Genomic DNA, 16,330 nt, shown 5'->3' with positions numbered 1-16,330 from the left:
TGGCCGGCGCAAACCCGTGCGATCGGACACTGCCAGAAACACCAAACCCGCTCAGCCTGCACTCGTCGAAAGCCTTAGCGCCTAGATTCCGCAATTCACGTCGCCCCTGCGAAGGCAGGGGTCCAGCTGACGCTACCTCATCGCGCCTTCCGTTTCTCGAGGAGAGCTTATCTAGACCCCTGCCTCCGCAGGGGCGACGGTGGAGATGAGCCGTGGCTGCGATCCACACCGAAGCCAGCGTCGCGCCGGAACCTTCGATAAGCGCAGGCTGAGCGGGTTTGGGGATGACTGCAATCCAGCTAGATCATTGCCTGCGCAACGTTCGCTATTTCGGCAACCGCCGCACCCTTGAACAGATTATTTGCTTTCATCGGAACCGCTCGATTCTTCTCCCAAGCGAGGCCTAACGAAGGCTACTCACCCGCGGCATGACGTTTGTCCTCGGTATGCGTCGCGAAATCGCCCGCATCATGACGCTCGTGCAGTTGCCCCGCCGGGTCGCCATTGACCCGGTTGACCATCTGTCCGCGACGCACCGCCGGCCTTTCGGCGATCGCCGCCGCCCAACGTTGCACGTTCCGATATTCATGAACGGACAAGAACGTCGCGGACGCCCCATAGAGCTTGCCCAATGCCAAGCCGCCATACCAGGGCCAGGTGGCGATGTCGGCAATGCTGTACTCGGATCCGGCAAGGAATTCGGTTTCGGCAAGCCGGCGATCGAGCACGTCGAGCTGCCGCTTGACCTCCATCGCATAGCGATTGATCGCATATTCGATCTTCTCCGGCGCATAGGCGTAGAAGTGGCCGAACCCGCCGCCGAGAAAGGGTGCGCTCGCCATCTGCCAGAACAGCCACGACATGGTCTCTGCGCGGGCGGCCGGCTCGACCGGCAGGAACGCCCCGAACTTTTCCGCGAGATGGGTCAGGATCGCGCCGGATTCAAAAACGCGGATCGGAACGCTGCCCGACCGATCCAGCAAGGCGGGAATCTTGGAATTCGGATTGATCTCGACGAAACCGCTGCCGAACTGGTCACCGTCGTTGATCCGGATCAGCCAGGCGTCATATTCAGCGTCCGAATGGCCGGCCGCGAGAAGCTCCTCGAGCAGGATGGTCACCTTCTGGCCGTTGGGCGTCGCCAGCGAATAGAGCTGGAACGGATGCCGACCGACGGGCAGTTCCCGATCATGCGTGGCGCCCGCGATCGGCCGGTTGATATTAGCGAACTGGCCGCCGTTTTCCTTGTCCCAGACCCAGATTGCGGGCGGCGTATATTCCTGATCCGGCACGAGTCTCTCCTTGTATGCAGGTGAAGCTTCGGCACGCGACATAGAGATTTATCGTCCCGCGCGGAATGGATACTCGATCCTCGACGGCAGGTGCCTCGGCATCGCCGAACCGCTTTTATGGCAGTTGACTTCTAAACTCTACCAAATAAGTTGAACTAACTCCCTGCGGCCTCGATCAGCTGGCCGCCTGCGTCCGGGACAGCTGATCGCGGCGCCGTGCAGTCGACTGCTCCCGCCGCCATCCACGATGCCGAGGCGGCCGCGCCAGGTATTCTCGACAGCCCCATTGATGAGCGTGCAGCGCTCCAAGGACACGTCATGTCACTCAAGCTTTTCGACACCGTCCCCGATTTCACCCAGCATTCGACCGAAGGACCGCTGAACTTCTACGAATGGGCCGGCGATAGTTGGGTGGTGCTGTTCTCGCATCCCAAGGACTTCACGCCGGTCTGCACCACCGAGCTCGGCACAGTCGCCAAGCTCAAGCCGAAATTCGACCGTCGCGGCGTCAAGGTGATCGGCCTGTCGGTCGATCCGGTCGAAAGCCATGTGCACTGGGCAAGCGACATCGAGGAGACGCAGGGTGCGGCACTCAATTTCCCGCTGATCGCCGATCATGACCGCTCGGTGTCGCAGGCGCTCGACCTGATCCACCCGAATGCCTCGGACACGACGACGGTGCGCACGGTGCTGGTTATCGACCCGCAGAAGAAGCTGCGCCTGACCCTGACCTACCCCGCTTCGACCGGGCGCAACTTCCAGGAGATCCTGCGCACGATCGACAGCCTGCAGCTGACCGATGCTCACAAGGTCGCGACCCCGGCGGACTGGCGGCAGGGCGACGACGTCATCATCGTCCCCTCGCTCGACGATGCGGCCGCACGCGCGCTGTTCCCGAACGGCTGGACCACGCACAAGCCCTACCTGCGTACCGTCGCCCAGCCACATGACAGCCGGTTAGAGGCACGCTGAACCAAAGGAGGCGAGGATGACCCTGCACAGCCCGGTGACCGTCGCGGCGATCAAGGCACCGATCAACTTCCTGAAGCCGATGGAAGGCACACCGGTCGCCTATCAGTGCGAGCCGCCGCCCGGCGTGCCGGCACGGACCGGCGAATATGTCCCGCACCTCGTCTCGATCCGCAATGCGCGGCCGATCGCGGACAGTCTCTCGCTCGATCACGAGGGCTTCGAGCTCCTGCGCACGGCGACTTCGTTCCACGACTTCTACGACGAAGAGGCGGTCCGCCGCGACTACTATCCCGAAGTCGAGCGCGTGCTGGCCGCCGCGACGGGCGCGGCGAAAGTGATCGCCTTCGATCACAACGTCCGCAACGCCGCGCGTACGGGCGAACCGGGGATCCGCGAGCCGGTGAGCCGCGCCCACAACGACTTTACCTTGCGCTCGGGTCACGATCGCGCGGCGCTGGAGCTTGCGGCGCGAGGCGTTCCGGTCGACCCGCTGCTGTTCGGCCACTTCGCCATCGTCAACCTGTGGCGACCGATCGGGCGCGCCGTGGAGAAATGGCCGCTCGCGCTGTGCGACGCGAGTACGGTCCATCCCGACAGCCTGGTGCCGGCGGAGCTGGTCTACCGCAACCGCATCGGCCAGACCTATTCGCTCGCCTTCGACCGCGGCCAGCGCTGGTACTATTTCCCGCGCGTCACGCCCGACGAGGCGATCCTGATCAAGGGCTACGATTCCCGCGAGAAAGGCGTCGCCCGCTTCACCCCGCACGCCGCCTTCCACGATGCCGCGGCATGGCGCGGCGCACACGAGCGCGAGAGCATCGAGACCCGCGCGCTCGTCTACTATCCCGACTGAGGAATCCGTCATGACCCTACAATCCCTCGGCGGAGACCGCGCGGTGCGCGAACGCCCCGTCCTGCGCGACCTGACCGCCCTGTCGCCGAAGCCGTTGCACGGCGACCGCGCGGCTAGGCCGATGCGCGTGCTGGTTTCCTCGACGCCCGAGGGCACGCGTGCATCGTAGGGCCTTGTTGCAGGCAGCTGCAGTCGTTCCGTTCGCGCTAGCGCCGCACCTCGCCTGGGCCGCGGCGGACAGTTCGCCGCGCGTGGCCGGGTTCGAGACCTTCCGCCTGCGCGTCAACAAGCGCGGCAACTGGATCGTCGTGCGGCTGGGCACGGACAAGGGGCTGACCGGACTCGGTGATGCCAGCCATGGCGGGCACGATGAGGAGTCGCTGGCGGCGCTGACGCGCTTCGCCGCGCTGTTGGGCGGCCGCAGCGTGTTCGACGTCGAATGGTTTCGCCAGGCCGCCATCGCCGAGGCCGGCCCGCAGGCGAGCGCTTCGGCGCATGTCGCGATCAGCGCGCTCGAGCAATGCCTCTGGGACCTGATCGGCAAGACGCTGAAGGTTCCGACCTACAAGCTGTTCGGCGGCAAGCTGCGCGATGCGGTGCGGCTCTATGCCAATATCAACCGTTCGACCGAACCGCGCACGCCCGAGGGCTTCGCCGCCATGGCGCGCGCGGCCGTCGCGGCGGGGTTCAGCGCGATCAAGCTCGCGCCGTTCGACGCCATTCCGCAAGGACCGGTCGACCCGGCGGAGCGCGCGCGGCTCACCGACGAGGGCGTGGCCTGCGCCGCTGCGGTGCGCGCCGCGATCGGTCCGAAAAATGACCTGCTGATCGACGCGCACAGCCGCTTCAATCTGGAGGACGGCCTCGCTCTCGCCCGCCGGCTCGAACCGCTGAACCTGTTCTGGCTCGAGGAAGTGACGCCAGCCGACCCGGTTTCCGATCTCGCCGCGATCAACCGCGCGGCCAGGATGCCCACGGCAGGCGGCGAGTCGATCTACGGGGTCGCAGGCTTCTATCCCTACGTCCGCGGCGGCGCGGTCGACATCGTCATGCCCGACATCAAGCTTTGCGGCGGCATGGTCGAGCTCAAGAAGATCGCCGGCCTCGCCGAGGGTGCGGGTCTCGCGGTCTCGCCGCACGGGCCGGCCAGCCCGATCGGCAACATCGCCGCGGCGCATGTCATGGCCGGGGTGCCGAATTTCGACATCCTGGAGTTCTCGTTCGGCGAAGTGCCCTGGCGCGCCGATCTCCTGATCCCGCGCGAGCGGATCGAGCCCGGCGGCCTGCTCCCGCTCAGCGAACGGCCGGGATTCGGCTTCGAACTCAATGAGAAGGTCGCCGCACAGCAGGCTGTCTGAACGCCCTCACCCTTCCACTCGGCCCGCCGATCAAAAGCCACGCTTTAGTGTGACAAAGCCGGATTTGCGTTGCCAATTTATATCTACCAATTAGATTGAGTTTCACGCAGCGCGCTCCGGCTGGTCAGGCCGGACGCGTATTTCCATGCGCCCTGACCCGCGGCTTTTGACTGGAAGCAGCTTGCCCCGCGTCACCAAAGGCTAAAGCGCGCGATACTAAGGCGACCGCGCCAGGTGTCGTGTTCCTCCTCGACGAAGCAGGGAACAAGACATGCGTACCAGACGACTCTGACATAGGCGCCGGACCACCGGGCCGATCCATCCAAAACTGAGCTGAACGGCGGTTCGACATGCGCGCTCTCGCGGCGCGCAGCGATGCCGTCCGGCCATCGAAAATCAACGAATTCTGGCCGTGCGCCGGAAGGCTGCCGTGTGCCCGCTCGATGAGCGGGGCCCGGCACCTGTCCGCTGCCGGCGCGGGGAGTGCACGAAATGTCTATCAAGTTTCAGGGCGCGCGCCATCTGCTGGCTGCTGGTATCAGCCTTTGGGCCCTTGCAGCGACGCCGGCCTGGGCCGCAGACGGCGCAGACGCCAGCGCCTCGGTCGCAGCCGGCGACAGCGCGGCAGCCGACGTTGCCGAACCGAACGACGGCGAAATCCTCGTCACAGCGCGGCGGCGCCAGGAAAGGGCCCAGGAAGTGCCGATCGCGCTCAGCGTGGTCAGCGGTGCCACGATAGAGCGGACCGGCGCGATCAACCTCGTCCAGATCGCCGACCTCACGCCAAGCCTCGTCATCCGCAACAACAATGCGCGCAACACCTTCGTCAACATCCGCGGGCTCGGCTCGAATTCGGACCAGAACGACGGTCTCGAGATCGGCGTCGGCTTTTATGTCGACGACGTTTACTACGGCCGCATCGGCGCCTCGCAGTTCGACCTGATTGACCTCGACCGGGTGGAAGTGCTGCGCGGACCGCAGGGCACGCTGTTCGGCAAGAACACCACGGCCGGCGCCATCAACATCACGACCAAGGCGCCCTCGTTCGATTTCGAGGCCACCGGCGAAGCGACGCTGGGCGAGCGTAATTACCACCAGGTCCGCGCCTCGGTTTCCGGTCCGCTCGTCGCCGACAAGGTCGCCGCGCGGCTGACCGTTTCGGACACCCATCAGGACGGGTTCGTCACCAATCTGTTCAACGGCCGCACCGTCAACGGCAGCGATACCCTGTCGCTGCGCGGGCAGCTTCTGGCCAAGCCGACCGACACCGTCACGATCCGTATCATCGGCGACTATTCCAAGCAGAGCGGCTATTCGCGTATCGCCAGTATCCTGGGCGTGTTCACGAAATTCGCCAACGGCGCGACCGTCACCAACAACTTCTACGATCGCGCGGCGCGGGCCGGATATGTCCTGCCTTACAACCCCAATGATCCCTTCGCCTATCAGGTCGATGCCGACGCCAAGTTCCAGGCGAACATGGAAGGCTATGGCGTCTCGGGCAAGATCGACTGGGATGTCGGCGGTGCCACGCTGACCTCGGTCACGGCCTATCGCTGGTGGGACTGGTATCCACTCAACGACCAGGACAACACCCGCCTGCCGATCAACCTCAAGGGCGGGACGTCGAACAAGCAGCGCCAGTTCAGCCAGGAACTGCGGCTTGCGTCCACCGGCGATCGCAAGATCGACTACGTGGTCGGCGCCTACTATTTCTATCAGGTCGTCCACGGCCTCGGCCAGTATCAGCTGGGGCCGTCGTATGCGGTCTGGAACAACCCCACCGCCAATCGCACACTCGCCAACTACGCCTATACCAACTTCCAGTCGGATTCGATCATCGAGCCGATCACCAAGAGCTATGCCGCGTTCGGCCAGTTGACCTGGCACGCTACCGACGCGCTGAGCGTGACCGGGGGCCTGCGCTATACGCATGAGGACAAGACCGGCCTTTTCGACGAGCGGACCGTCGCCGGCAACGATCTGTCGGTGCTCAGCCCGGCGGACCGGGCCACCGCCCAGGCGCTGCGCGATGCCGTCTATCCGGTCGTGCGCTACACCACGGGCCTCAACGACGATGCGCTGACCGGCCAGATCAACGCCTCGTACAAGGTGACCAAGGACGTGCTGTTCTACGCGAGCTATTCGCGCGGCAGCAAGTCGGGCGGGCTCAGCCTGGGCGTGCTGCCCAACGGGGCCGACGGCAAGCCGATCTCGCCGGTCGTGCGCCCCGAAAAGGTGGATGCCTGGGAAGTGGGCCTCAAGAGCCAGTTCTGGGATCGCCGGGTCACGCTCAACCTCGCCGCCTATTGGACCAAGGTCAGGGACTACCAGGCCGCGATCACGCAGCAGATCGGCACCACAACAAGCTCGATCCGCTACATCTCCAACATCCCCGGCGTGCGCTCGCGCGGTGTGGAAGCGGACCTCGTCGTGGCGCCCACCCAGTACGTCCGGTTCACTGCGTCGGCAGCCTATAACGATGCGGTCTACACCAACTACAAGAACGCGCAGGTCGCGCCGGAAAACAGCAACGTCAGCAAGACCCAGGACCTGACCGGCGTCCAGCTCGCCAATGCACCCAAGTTCATCTACAATTTCAGCCTCGACCTGAGCCAGCCCCTCGGCAGCGATGGTGAGGTCTATACCCGCATCGACTACAATCACCGCTCGTCCAACGACACCAGCGGGCTCAATTCGATCTATACGCGGATCGCGCCTTACGGGGTCGCCAACGCCCGCATCGGCTTCCGCGTCGCCGATTCGGGGCTCGATTTCTCGGTCTGGGTGCGCAACCTCTTCGACAAGCAGTACCTGCTCGCCGAAAGCGCGGCCAACACGGGCCTCATCACCGGCAATCTCGGCGACCCCCGCCAGTTCGGCGCCACCGCGCGCGTCAAGTTCTGAGGGGGAGCGAGACATGCCCGATAGACGCCAGATCCTGCGGGGCGCCTCGGCGCTCGGCCTAGGCAGCGCCTTCCTCGGCGGGGTCGCCTGGTCGAAGGAGAATGCCGCGGTGCGCACCATTCTCCCCTCGGTCACCAGCGACACCGTCGCGGTCAAGGTGCTGCTCGACAAGCCCGCCGCGGCGGCGCCAGTGCTCACGCTGGACCGCCGGCCGGTGACGGCGCAGCGGATAGACACCGACGGCTATGCCTGGGGCTTCGTCCAGGGCGGCCTCGCCGCCGGCACGCGCTATACGCTCGAGCTCAAGGACGAGCACGGCGCCGCGCTGCGCGAGCCCTGGCCGTTGCGCACCTTCCCCGCGCCGGATGCCGCGCCCGAGCACGCGCGCATCCTGTTCTTCACTTGCGCGGGCGGCGACGAAGCCGCGGAATACCTGCCGCTCGCCGTCCGCCGCGCGCTGCTCGACCGGGCGCTAAGCTTCCAGCCCGACCTGGCCGTCGCCAACGGCGACCACGTCTACTGGGACCAGTGGACCGGGCTCAAATATGTCGGCAGCGACGCCAAGCACGCCAAGAACCGCGAGCTCTACGAGCGGATCGCCTGGATCGCCGAAGACCAGGCCTTCGATCCCGACGCCAACCGCCGCTCGATCAATACCGTGGTCGGCCGCCAGATCGCCGGGCTCTACGAGGATCGCTTCGCTTCGGTGCCGCTGTTCTTCATCACCGACGACCACGACTATTTCGAGAACGACAATGCCGGCACCTGGGGCTACGCCTTCCCGCCGCGCGACTTCGTGCTGAACCTCCAGCGCCGGGTCGCGGCCATGGCCTATCCCTTCGCGCTCGGCCGGCCCAACCTGCCGGCCTGGCCAGCCGAGACGCTGGAGACGGCGCGCTATGGCAAGCTGATAGAGCTGGCGCTGTTCGACTGCCGCCGCGGCTGGTCGGTCGACGGCAACGGTGTACTGTTCCCAGAGGTCGAAGCGCTGCTGATCGAGCAGCTGCGCAAGTCCACGGCACAGCAATTGGTCCACGTTCCATCCAATCCGTTCGGCTGGTCGAAAGGCGCGCTGGGCGAATGGTACGCCGATGGCCCGCCGGGCTTTACCCCCGCAGGGCGATGACAAGGGCTACTGGCAGCCCGGCTGGTTCGCCCAGCACCAGCGCCTGGCCGCTGCGCTGACCGCGCAGAAGCAGCGCGCAGCGATCACCATTTCGGGCGATTTCCATGCCAGCGGTGCCACCCGGATCACCCGCAGCGATCAGCTCGACCTGTCGGCCAATCCGATCAATGCGATCCTAGCCGGCCCGATCAGCACGGTCGGCAGCGGCTTTCCCAGCGAGGCACGGGGCGCCTTTCCGTTCACCCCGGCCAAGCTCAAGGCGACCGAGATTAACAAGCTCGAGGAGCGCAACGGCTTCACTCTGTTCGACGTCTATCCCGAGCGGATCGAGGTCCGCCAGTTCCGCTGGCGCCCGCCCGAGCCGGTGGCCGCGATCGCTTCATTGAAACCCTACAGCACATTCACCATCCAGCGGCCGGCCTGACCGGCAGCGAAAGGAACAGCACGATGTTCAGCAGGCGACACATACTCGGCGGCGCCACGGCGCTCGGCCTCGGCAGCAGCTTCATGGGCGGCATCGCCTGGTCGAAGGAGAACGCGGCGGTTCGCGCAGTCATTCCCGCGGCCAGCGCCGATACGCTCGCGGTCAAGGTGCTGCTCGAGACGCCCCCTCCGCGGCGCCGACGCTGACGATCGACGGGCGTGCGGTACGTGCGGAAAAGCTCGATACCGACGGCTATGCCTGGGGCTTCGTCCAGCGCGGCCTCAAGGGCGGCACCTCGCACGAGTTGACCTTGAAGGACGAGCACGGCGCGCCGCTGCGCGAGCCTTGGCAGCTCAAGACGCTGCCCGGCGCCGATCAATCGCCCGAGCGCTTCCGCGTGCTGTTCTTCACCTGCGCCGGCGGCGACGAGGCCGCGGACGCGCTGCCGATGGCTTTCCGGCGGGCGCTGCTCGACCGGGCGCTGACTTTCGCGCCGGACCTTGCCGTGGCCAATGGCGATCACATCTACTGGGATCTCAACACGGCGCTCAAGTGGCGCGGCGACGCGGCCAGCCAGGCCCAGACGGCCGAGCGCTATCACAAGATCGCCTGGATCGACCAGGACACCGCGTTCGATTCCGAGACCAACCGCCACTCGCTCAATACGATCATCAGCCGGCAAGTCGCTGCGCTCTACGAGGACCGCTTCGCCTCGGTGCCGCTGGTCTTCGTCACCGACGACCACGACTATTTCGAGAACGACAACGGCGGCACCTGGGGCTACTCGTTCCCGCCGCGGCCCTTCGTTCTCGGCCTGCAGCGTCGCACGGCGGCGATGGTCTATCCCTATGCGCTCGGCCGCCCGCGGCTGAAAGGCGGGGCGCTGACCTCGGAGACGGTCGAGACGGTGAAGATCGGCAAGCTCGCCGAGATCGCCCTGTTCGACTGCAGGCGCGGCTGGGACACCAAAACCGGCTACGGCGTGCTCTTCCCCGAGGTCGAGCAGTTCCTGATCGAACGCCTGCGCACCTCGACCGCCAGCCATTATATCCACGCGCCCTCCAACCCCTTCGGCTGGACCGCGGGCAAGATCGGCGAATGGTACGGGGACAAGCCGCCGCCAGGTACAAAGGGCAGCGACAAGGAGTTCTGGCCGTCGGGCTGGTTCGACCAGCACCAGCGGCTGATCAAGGCGCTGAGCGCGCAGAAGGGTCGTCCCGCGATCACCATCTCGGGCGACATGCACGCCAGCGGTGCCAAGCGCCTGACCGCGAGCGGCGATCTCGACCTTTCGGCCAATCCCGTCGAGGCGATCCTCAGCGGGCCGATCGGCACGGGCTCGCGCGGCTGGCCGAGCCAGGGCCGCGGCATGTTCCCGCGCATTCCCGAAAAGCTGACCGGCACCGACGTTGCCGCGACCGAAGAGCGCAACGGCTTCACCTTGTTCGACGTGACGCCCGATCATATCGAGGTCCGCCAGTTCCGCTGGCGCCCGCCCGAGCCGGTCGAGGCAATCGCCTCGCTGCAGCCGTTCGCGACATTCACGATAAACCGGCGGGCATGACCGCGGGCCGCAAGCGGCGCGGAACAAGCGCGGCGCTTGCGGCTTTCCCTGCAACGGTGCGATAGGTTCTGCCATGGCAACTGCATGCACGGCCCTTGGCGAAGACAATGAACCCGAGCAGCCCGGCGCGCTGCCGGCGATCGTGGCGAGCCTGCGCGCCGCGCGCGAGAACTGGCGCCAATCGCAGGCGCGGCATGCCGAATACGGCGAGCACGGTTTTCCCTCGCGCCACGCGATCGCTCATATCGTCGACTCGCTGAGCGCCGTGCTGTTTCCGATCCGCCTGGGGCCGGCGGAACTGACGCAGGACAACGAGGACGCCTTCGTTCTCGCCTCGCTCGAAAACGCGCTGCCGCTGCTGACCGCACAGGTGCGCATGGAATTGGCCTATGCACGCGCCGACCTGACGGAAGACGACCGCGAAATCACCGCGCGGGTCATCATCAGCCGGCTCGCGGCACACCTGCCCCAACTCCGACGCATCCTCGATACCGATCTCGAAGCCGCCTATTCGGGCGATCCCGCCGCGCGCAGCGTCGACGAGGTACTGCTGTGCTACCCCTGCGTGACGGCAGTGATCCACCACCGCATCGCCCACGAGCTCTATCTGCTCGGCGCGCCGCTGGTCGCGCGGATCATCGCCGAGATCGCCCACTCGCGCACGGGGATCGACATCCATCCCGGCGCCAGCATCGGCGAGAGCTTCTTCATCGATCACGGCACCGGCGTGGTGATCGGCCAGACCGCGATCATCGGCGACCGCGTGCGCATCTACCAGGCGGTGACCCTGGGCGCGCGCAGTTTCCGCACCGACGAGGCGGGCAATCTGGTCAAGGACGACCCGCGCCATCCGATCGTCGAGGACGACGTGACCATCTATTCGGGCGCGACGATCCTCGGACGGATCACGGTCGGCAAGGGCTCGGTGATCGGCGGCAACGTCTGGCTGACGCGTTCGGTGCCGCCAGGCAGCCGCGTGCGCCAGCATCAGCCGAGCATCGACATCGAAGTCGACGATCCCTTCGACTAGGCAGGACCGTCTGGTTCCGTGCGCGGTTGGGATGCTGGCGGTTTGCGACAGGGAAGCTAAGCACCGACCGCCGGATTGCCCCTACCGCATCAAAACGAGCTCTTCCGCCATCGAGGGATGCAGCGCAACGGTCGCGTCGAAGTCCGCCTTGGTCAGCCCCGCGCGCACCGCGATCGCCGCGGCTTGCAGGATCTCGGGCGCTTCAGGCCCGATCATGTGGATGCCCAGAATCTTGTCGGTATTGGCATCGACGACCAGCTTGTAGAGCCCGCGCTCATGGCGCTCGGCGAAGACGTTCTTCATCGGGCGGAAATCCGACGAGAAGACCTTGATGTTGCCATATTTGTTGCGCGCCTGGCCCTCGGTCAGCCCGACCGCGGCGAGCGGCGGCTGCGAGAAGACCGCGCTCGGCACGCAGTCATAGACGGTGTTGCGCTTGTTGCCGCCGAACACGGTATCGGCGAAGGCATGGCCCTCGCGGATCGCCACGGGGGTCAGCTGGATGCGGTCGGTCACGTCGCCCACGGCGTAGATGCTGTCGCAGGCGGTCTTGCTGTAGTCGTCGACCGGAATCTCGCCCTTGGGGCCGAGTTCGATGCCGGCATTCTCCAGCCCCAGCCCCGCGGTCTTCGGCGAACGGCCGGTAGCGATCAGCACGACGTCGGCCTTGAGCGGCTCGAGCTTGCCCGGCGTCGCCAAGAAGCTGCCGTCTGCCTGCTTCTCGACCTTGGTCAGCGGGCAGTGGAACTTGTATTCTATGCCGCGCGCCATGGTGATCTGCAGCAGCCGGTCGCGCAGCGACTGGTCGTAGCTGCGCAGGATCGCCTCGCTGCGGTTGACCACGGTGACATGCGAGCCGAGCGCGTTGAAGATGCCGGCGAACTCCATCGCGATATAGCCCGCGCCCTGGATCACCACGCGCTTGGGCAGTTCGGGCAGGTGGAACACCTCGTTCGAGGTTATGCAATGCTCGGAGCCTTCGAACTCGGGCATCACCGGCCAGGCGCCGGTGGCGACGAGGATGTACTTGGCGCTGATCTCGCGGCCATTGGCCAGCCGGACGGCATGCGGGCCCATGATCGTTGCGCGTTCGAGGAAATGGTCGACGTTGTTGCTGTCGAGCGTCTGGGTATAGGCGCCCTCGATCCGGGCGACATCGCGCAGCACGGTGTCGCGCAGCACGTTCCAGTCGAACTTCATGCCCTCGACCGTCCAGCCGTAATTGGCCGCGTCCTGCAGTTCCTCGGCGAAGTGCGAGCCGTAGACGAGCAGCTTCTTGGGCACGCAGCCGCGGATGACGCAGGTGCCGCCGATCCGGTGCTCCTCAGCCACGGCCACTTTCGCGCCGTGCGAGGCCGCGACCCGGCTCGCGCGTACGCCGCCCGAACCCGCGCCAATGACGAAAAGGTCGTAGTCGTACTCAGCCATGAAATGCTCCTGTTGCGCGAGCGCATATGGGCGGCGCGAAGCCGTGTTGCCAGAGGCTTTTGTGGATTGCCGTGATCGAAGCGGCCGATCGAAACGCGTTCGCACAAAACATGACAGTCAATTAACTTGACCAAATTGCGGGGCGCCGCGATCCTTCCCCCCGCACAACGTGGAGAAAGACCATGACCGACCAGACCGAACTTTCCGAAATCGTGCTGCCCGCACTGCTGCGCCACGCTCGCGCCACCTATGGCCGTGCCATGCGCGATGCGCTGGAGGCAGCAGGCTACGACGATATTCCCGGCAACGGGCTCTACGTCATCGGGGGCCTCGCCATGGGCGCCGGCGGCGTGCCGATCCGGCAACTCGTTCGCGAGCTGGGCATCACCAAGCAGGGCGCGGGGCAGCTCGTCGATACGCTGGTGGCGCGCGGCTATCTCGCGCGCACCCCCGACGACGGCGATCGCCGCCAACTCATCGTGACGCTGACCGACCGCGGACGGGGCGCTGCCGAAGTCCAGGCGGCGGCGCGCGCGGAGGTCGATGCCGCGCTGCTGGAGCGCGTCGGCAAAGCGGACGTGGCCGGTACGCGCCGCGCCTTGGCCGCCCTTGTCGCGATTGGTGCGGAGCGGCGCAACGGAAGCTGAATCCGGCTGCCGTCATCCCCGGGCATTTCGTCGCCGGCATCTTGTCTACAAAACCGGTTGAGTTATGGGTAAAGCCGTTTCCCACGGCGAAGCAGCGCGCCGTGACGGATGCGGTCGAGGCTCCGGTCTGCGCATGGGCCGGAGCTTCGATCGCCTACACCGTCAGGATATGCCGGCCGCAGCCAGCAGTGCCTCGGTCGAAGCGTCGAATTTCTCCCCCGCCCTTCTCAATCTGCTTGGCGATCTCCTTGCCGAGCTCGACGCCGAACTGGTCGAAGGGATTGATGCCCATCAGCACCGCGTTGCAGAAGGTGCGATGCTCGTGGAACGCGATCAGCGCGCCGAGCGAGGCCGGGTTCAGCTCGTCGAGCAGGATCGTCGCCGAGGGCCGGTCGCCCGGATAGGAGCGCGCGCCGTCGTCGTTGTGCCGCCCGGCCATCAACGCCGCGCCCTGGGCGAAGCAGTTCGACAGCAGGATGCGGTGGTGCGCGGGATCGAGCGCGTCGCCCGGCTGGATCGCCGCGATGAAATCCATCGGAACGAGGTTGGTGCCCTGGTGGAGCAACTGGAACACCGCGTGCTGCGCATCGGTGCCCACCCCGCCCCAGGTGATCGGCGCAGTCGGCCCGTCGACCGGCTTGCCCTCGGTCGTCACCGACTTGCCGTTCGATTCCATCTCGAGCTGCTGCAGGTAATCGGGCAACAGCCGCAGCCGCTCGTCGTAGGCGAAGACCGCGCGCGTCTGGCAGCCGCGGACGTGGGTGTAGTATTGGTCTGCGAAGGCTGCGCGAAGCGGCAGGTTGGCGTCCCATTCGCTGTCGCGGAAATGCGCGTCCATCGCCGCGGCGCCATCGAGGAATTCGGCGAAATCGGGCCATCCCAGCGCTAGCGCGATCGGAAAACCGATCGACGACCACAGCGAATAGCGCCCGCCGACACTTTCCGAAAACGGCAGGATTCGCGTCTCGTCGACCCCCCACTCGACCGCCTTGTCCGGCGACGCGGTCAGCGCGACGACGCGGCCGTAGGGATCGTCGACGCCATTCTCGCGCAGCCAGGCGAGCGCGCTGGTCGCATTGATCAGCGTCTCGGTCGTGGTGAAGGTCTTGGATGCCACGGCGATCAAGGTCGTCGCGGGATCGCAAACAGCGTAGGCCGCTTCGAGCGCGCAACCGTCGATGTTGGAGACGACATGCACGTCCACCATCGCCCCGTCGCGCGCCAAGGCGTCGACCGCAAGGGCCGGCCCCAAGGCCGAGCCACCGATGCCGATGTGGATCAGGTGCTTTATCTCACCGAGCGCACCCTGGTGGATCGCCTCGGTCAGCATGTGCATCCGCGCATGGAATGTGGCGGCGAGCTCGACGCTCTCCTCGGCGCCGATACCGCGTTCGGCGGTATGTTCGGCAGCGCGGCCCTCGGTGGGATTGACCACCTCCCCTTCGAGCATCGCCTCGCGCTTCGCCGCCAAGCCCGCCGCATCGGCCATTTTCGCGAAGATGGCGAGCTTGGCTTCGTCGAGATGGGTCTTCGACCAGTCGAACAGGATGGCGCCGCCGGGCAGGTCCAGTTTCTTCGCGAGCCGGTCGACCCGACCAGGATCGGCGGCGAACAGGTCGGCCAGCCGCGGGCTCGGCAGTTTCTTCAGTTCATCCCACGCCGCCCGGACCGACTCGTTCATTGCTTGGCTCCTTCGCTGAGCTGTGGACCTTAGGCCTGCTGCAATTGCGAAGACAATGCGAAGTCGCCATCTAGACGCGACAGGGCGACAAGCATGCCGTATGGCGCGGCGATCAACATGGATTCTGCAATGACCGATACCGCTCCCGCAGCCCAGGCAACAGACGACAACACGCCCACCACAGAGCCCGCCAAGCCGGCGAAGAAAGAAGAGAACTTCTTCGTATTCCTGACCAAGCTGGTGCTGCTCGTCGTCGTCTTCCGCAGTTTCATCTTCGCGCCGTTCAACATCCCGAGCGAGTCGATGCTGCCGCGGCTGGAGAACGGCGACTATCTGCTCGCAGCGAAGTGGCCGTTCGGCTTCTCCAGCTTCTCGCTGCCGTTCAGCGCGCCGCTGATCCCGGGCCGTATCCTCGCCAGCCAGCCCTCGCGCGGCGACGTCGTCATCTTCAAGGCGCCGCCGACCAACGAAGACGACTATATCAAGCGCGTGATCGGCCTGCCGGGCGACCAGATCCAGATGGTCGACGGTCAGCTCCACATCAACGGCAAGCCCGTGCCCAAGGTCCGCGTCGCCAATTTCGAAGTCGCGGTCTCGCCCAACACACACTGCTACGCGCCGATCTTCGCGGTCGAGAACCGCTACGAAGTGACCAAGCCCGATGGCACGCGCGTCTGCTCCTATCCGCAGTTCCGCGAGACGCTGCCCAACGGCAAGAGCTACAACGTGCTCGACCTCGAACGCACCGCACAGGACAATACCCCGGTCTACGTCGTGCCCGAGGATTCGCTGTTCCTGATGGGAGACAACCGCGACAATTCGCTCGACAGCCGCTTCCCCGCCTATCCCAAGCAGGGCATCGGCCTCGTCCCGCAGGCCAACCTCGTCGGCCGCGCGACGATCGTCATGTTCTCGACCGACGGATCGGCCGAGTGGATCAAGCCGTGGACCTGGTTCACCGCCGCCCGCTGGAACCGGATCGGCGGCACTTTCTAAATACGCCGGTACGCCGGTAACTCCGCAGCGTCCCGACCTTCCTCCGCCCGGA

General features: G+C 65.9%; 14 protein-coding genes and 1 pseudogene. 12 read left to right on the top strand and 3 right to left on the bottom strand.

Annotation, left to right across the window (positions count from 1 at the left end; genetic code table 11):
- Window positions 1–413: 413 nt before the first annotated feature.
- The gene (gene yghU, locus KRR38_RS04770) at window positions 414–1,292 is read right to left on the bottom strand and encodes a glutathione-dependent disulfide-bond oxidoreductase (RefSeq protein WP_375293407.1); all 879 of its coding nucleotides are present in this window, start codon (window positions 1,290–1,292) and stop codon (window positions 414–416) included.
- Window positions 1,293–1,610: 318 nt separating this feature from the next.
- On the opposite strand from yghU, the gene KRR38_RS04765 reads away from it, so the two are divergent.
- The 10 genes from KRR38_RS04765 (at window position 1,611) to epsC (ending at window position 11,526) form a co-directional block, all read left to right on the top strand.
- Window positions 1,611–2,264 (top strand): peroxiredoxin, encoded by a 654-nt coding sequence (locus tag KRR38_RS04765; protein ID WP_217399116.1) that lies wholly within the window; start codon window positions 1,611–1,613, stop codon window positions 2,262–2,264.
- A 16-nt stretch (window positions 2,265–2,280) separates the two neighbouring features.
- Entirely contained in the window at window positions 2,281–3,117 is an 837-nt protein-coding gene (locus KRR38_RS04760; RefSeq protein ID WP_217399114.1) for a CmcJ/NvfI family oxidoreductase, read from the top strand.
- Window positions 3,118–3,127: 10 nt separating this feature from the next.
- A complete protein-coding gene (locus tag KRR38_RS04755) occupies window positions 3,128–3,286 on the top strand; it encodes a hypothetical protein (RefSeq protein ID WP_217399112.1) in 159 nt (52 codons plus the stop codon).
- Window positions 3,276–4,475, top strand: a complete 1,200-nt coding sequence (locus KRR38_RS04750; protein ID WP_217399110.1) for a mandelate racemase/muconate lactonizing enzyme family protein — start codon at window positions 3,276–3,278, stop codon at window positions 4,473–4,475. Before KRR38_RS04755 ends, KRR38_RS04750 begins: the two co-directional genes overlap by 11 nt.
- 492 nt (window positions 4,476–4,967) lie before the next feature.
- Complete coding sequence (locus KRR38_RS04745) at window positions 4,968–7,382, top strand: TonB-dependent receptor (RefSeq protein ID WP_217399108.1); 2,415 nt, start codon at window positions 4,968–4,970, stop codon at window positions 7,380–7,382.
- A 13-nt stretch (window positions 7,383–7,395) separates the two neighbouring features.
- Entirely contained in the window at window positions 7,396–8,508 is a 1,113-nt protein-coding gene (locus KRR38_RS04740; protein WP_217399106.1) for a hypothetical protein, read from the top strand.
- Window positions 8,474–8,932: a hypothetical protein gene (locus tag KRR38_RS04735; protein WP_217399104.1), complete on the top strand. Its 459-nt coding sequence runs from the start codon at window positions 8,474–8,476 to the stop codon at window positions 8,930–8,932. The genes KRR38_RS04740 and KRR38_RS04735 overlap by 35 nt, the downstream gene beginning before the upstream one ends.
- A 23-nt stretch (window positions 8,933–8,955) precedes the next feature.
- On the top strand, window positions 8,956–9,138 hold the full coding sequence (locus KRR38_RS04730) for a hypothetical protein (protein WP_217399102.1): 183 nt from the start codon (window positions 8,956–8,958) through the stop codon (window positions 9,136–9,138).
- 104 nt (window positions 9,139–9,242) lie between these two features.
- Complete coding sequence (locus KRR38_RS04725; protein ID WP_217399100.1) at window positions 9,243–10,496, top strand: alkaline phosphatase D family protein; 1,254 nt, start codon at window positions 9,243–9,245, stop codon at window positions 10,494–10,496.
- 73 nt (window positions 10,497–10,569) lie between these two features.
- Window positions 10,570–11,526 carry a serine O-acetyltransferase EpsC gene (gene epsC / locus KRR38_RS04720; protein ID WP_217399098.1) on the top strand — a complete coding sequence of 319 codons (957 nt, stop codon included), beginning with the start codon at window positions 10,570–10,572 and terminating at the stop codon, window positions 11,524–11,526.
- Window positions 11,527–11,607: 81 nt separating this feature from the next.
- On the opposite strand, the gene gorA is transcribed toward epsC, so the two are convergent.
- Window positions 11,608–12,954 (bottom strand): glutathione-disulfide reductase, encoded by a 1,347-nt coding sequence (gorA, locus tag KRR38_RS04715; RefSeq protein ID WP_217399096.1) that lies wholly within the window; start codon window positions 12,952–12,954, stop codon window positions 11,608–11,610.
- A gap of 182 nt (window positions 12,955–13,136) precedes the next feature.
- Here gorA and KRR38_RS04710 point away from each other — a divergent pair, with 182 nt between their 5' ends.
- On the top strand, window positions 13,137–13,601 hold the full coding sequence (locus KRR38_RS04710) for a MarR family winged helix-turn-helix transcriptional regulator (RefSeq protein ID WP_217399094.1): 465 nt from the start codon (window positions 13,137–13,139) through the stop codon (window positions 13,599–13,601).
- A gap of 162 nt (window positions 13,602–13,763) precedes the next feature.
- Here KRR38_RS04710 and pgi read toward each other — a convergent pair.
- Window positions 13,764–15,282 (bottom strand): annotated as a pseudogene (gene pgi / locus KRR38_RS04705) (glucose-6-phosphate isomerase).
- A 129-nt stretch (window positions 15,283–15,411) separates the two neighbouring features.
- Between pgi and lepB the strand changes: the two are divergent.
- Window positions 15,412–16,278, top strand: a complete 867-nt coding sequence (lepB, locus tag KRR38_RS04700; RefSeq protein ID WP_217399093.1) for a signal peptidase I — start codon at window positions 15,412–15,414, stop codon at window positions 16,276–16,278.
- The last annotated feature ends 52 nt before the right edge of the window (window positions 16,279–16,330 follow it).

Source organism: Novosphingobium sp. G106 (assembly GCF_019075875.1).
Classification (GTDB): Bacteria; Pseudomonadota; Alphaproteobacteria; order Sphingomonadales; family Sphingomonadaceae; genus Novosphingobium.
The sequence above is the reverse complement of the archived record's forward strand: the minus strand, read 5'-3'. Positions and strand labels throughout refer to the sequence as shown.

Coding starts and splice junctions, on each gene's coding strand:
- lepB (WP_217399093.1), top strand. CDS start 15,412: ATGACCGATACCGCTCCCGCAGCCCAGGCAACAGACGACAACACGCCC.
- KRR38_RS04730 (WP_217399102.1), top strand. CDS start 8,956: ATGTTCAGCAGGCGACACATACTCGGCGGCGCCACGGCGCTCGGCCTC.
- gorA (WP_217399096.1), bottom strand. CDS start 12,954: ATGGCTGAGTACGACTACGACCTTTTCGTCATTGGCGCGGGTTCGGGC.
- KRR38_RS04755 (WP_217399112.1), top strand. CDS start 3,128: ATGACCCTACAATCCCTCGGCGGAGACCGCGCGGTGCGCGAACGCCCC.
- KRR38_RS04745 (WP_217399108.1), top strand. CDS start 4,968: ATGTCTATCAAGTTTCAGGGCGCGCGCCATCTGCTGGCTGCTGGTATC.
- KRR38_RS04765 (WP_217399116.1), top strand. CDS start 1,611: ATGTCACTCAAGCTTTTCGACACCGTCCCCGATTTCACCCAGCATTCG.
- KRR38_RS04740 (WP_217399106.1), top strand. CDS start 7,396: ATGCCCGATAGACGCCAGATCCTGCGGGGCGCCTCGGCGCTCGGCCTA.
- KRR38_RS04760 (WP_217399114.1), top strand. CDS start 2,281: ATGACCCTGCACAGCCCGGTGACCGTCGCGGCGATCAAGGCACCGATC.
- KRR38_RS04735 (WP_217399104.1), top strand. CDS start 8,474: ATGGCCCGCCGGGCTTTACCCCCGCAGGGCGATGACAAGGGCTACTGG.
- epsC (WP_217399098.1), top strand. CDS start 10,570: ATGGCAACTGCATGCACGGCCCTTGGCGAAGACAATGAACCCGAGCAG.
- KRR38_RS04710 (WP_217399094.1), top strand. CDS start 13,137: ATGACCGACCAGACCGAACTTTCCGAAATCGTGCTGCCCGCACTGCTG.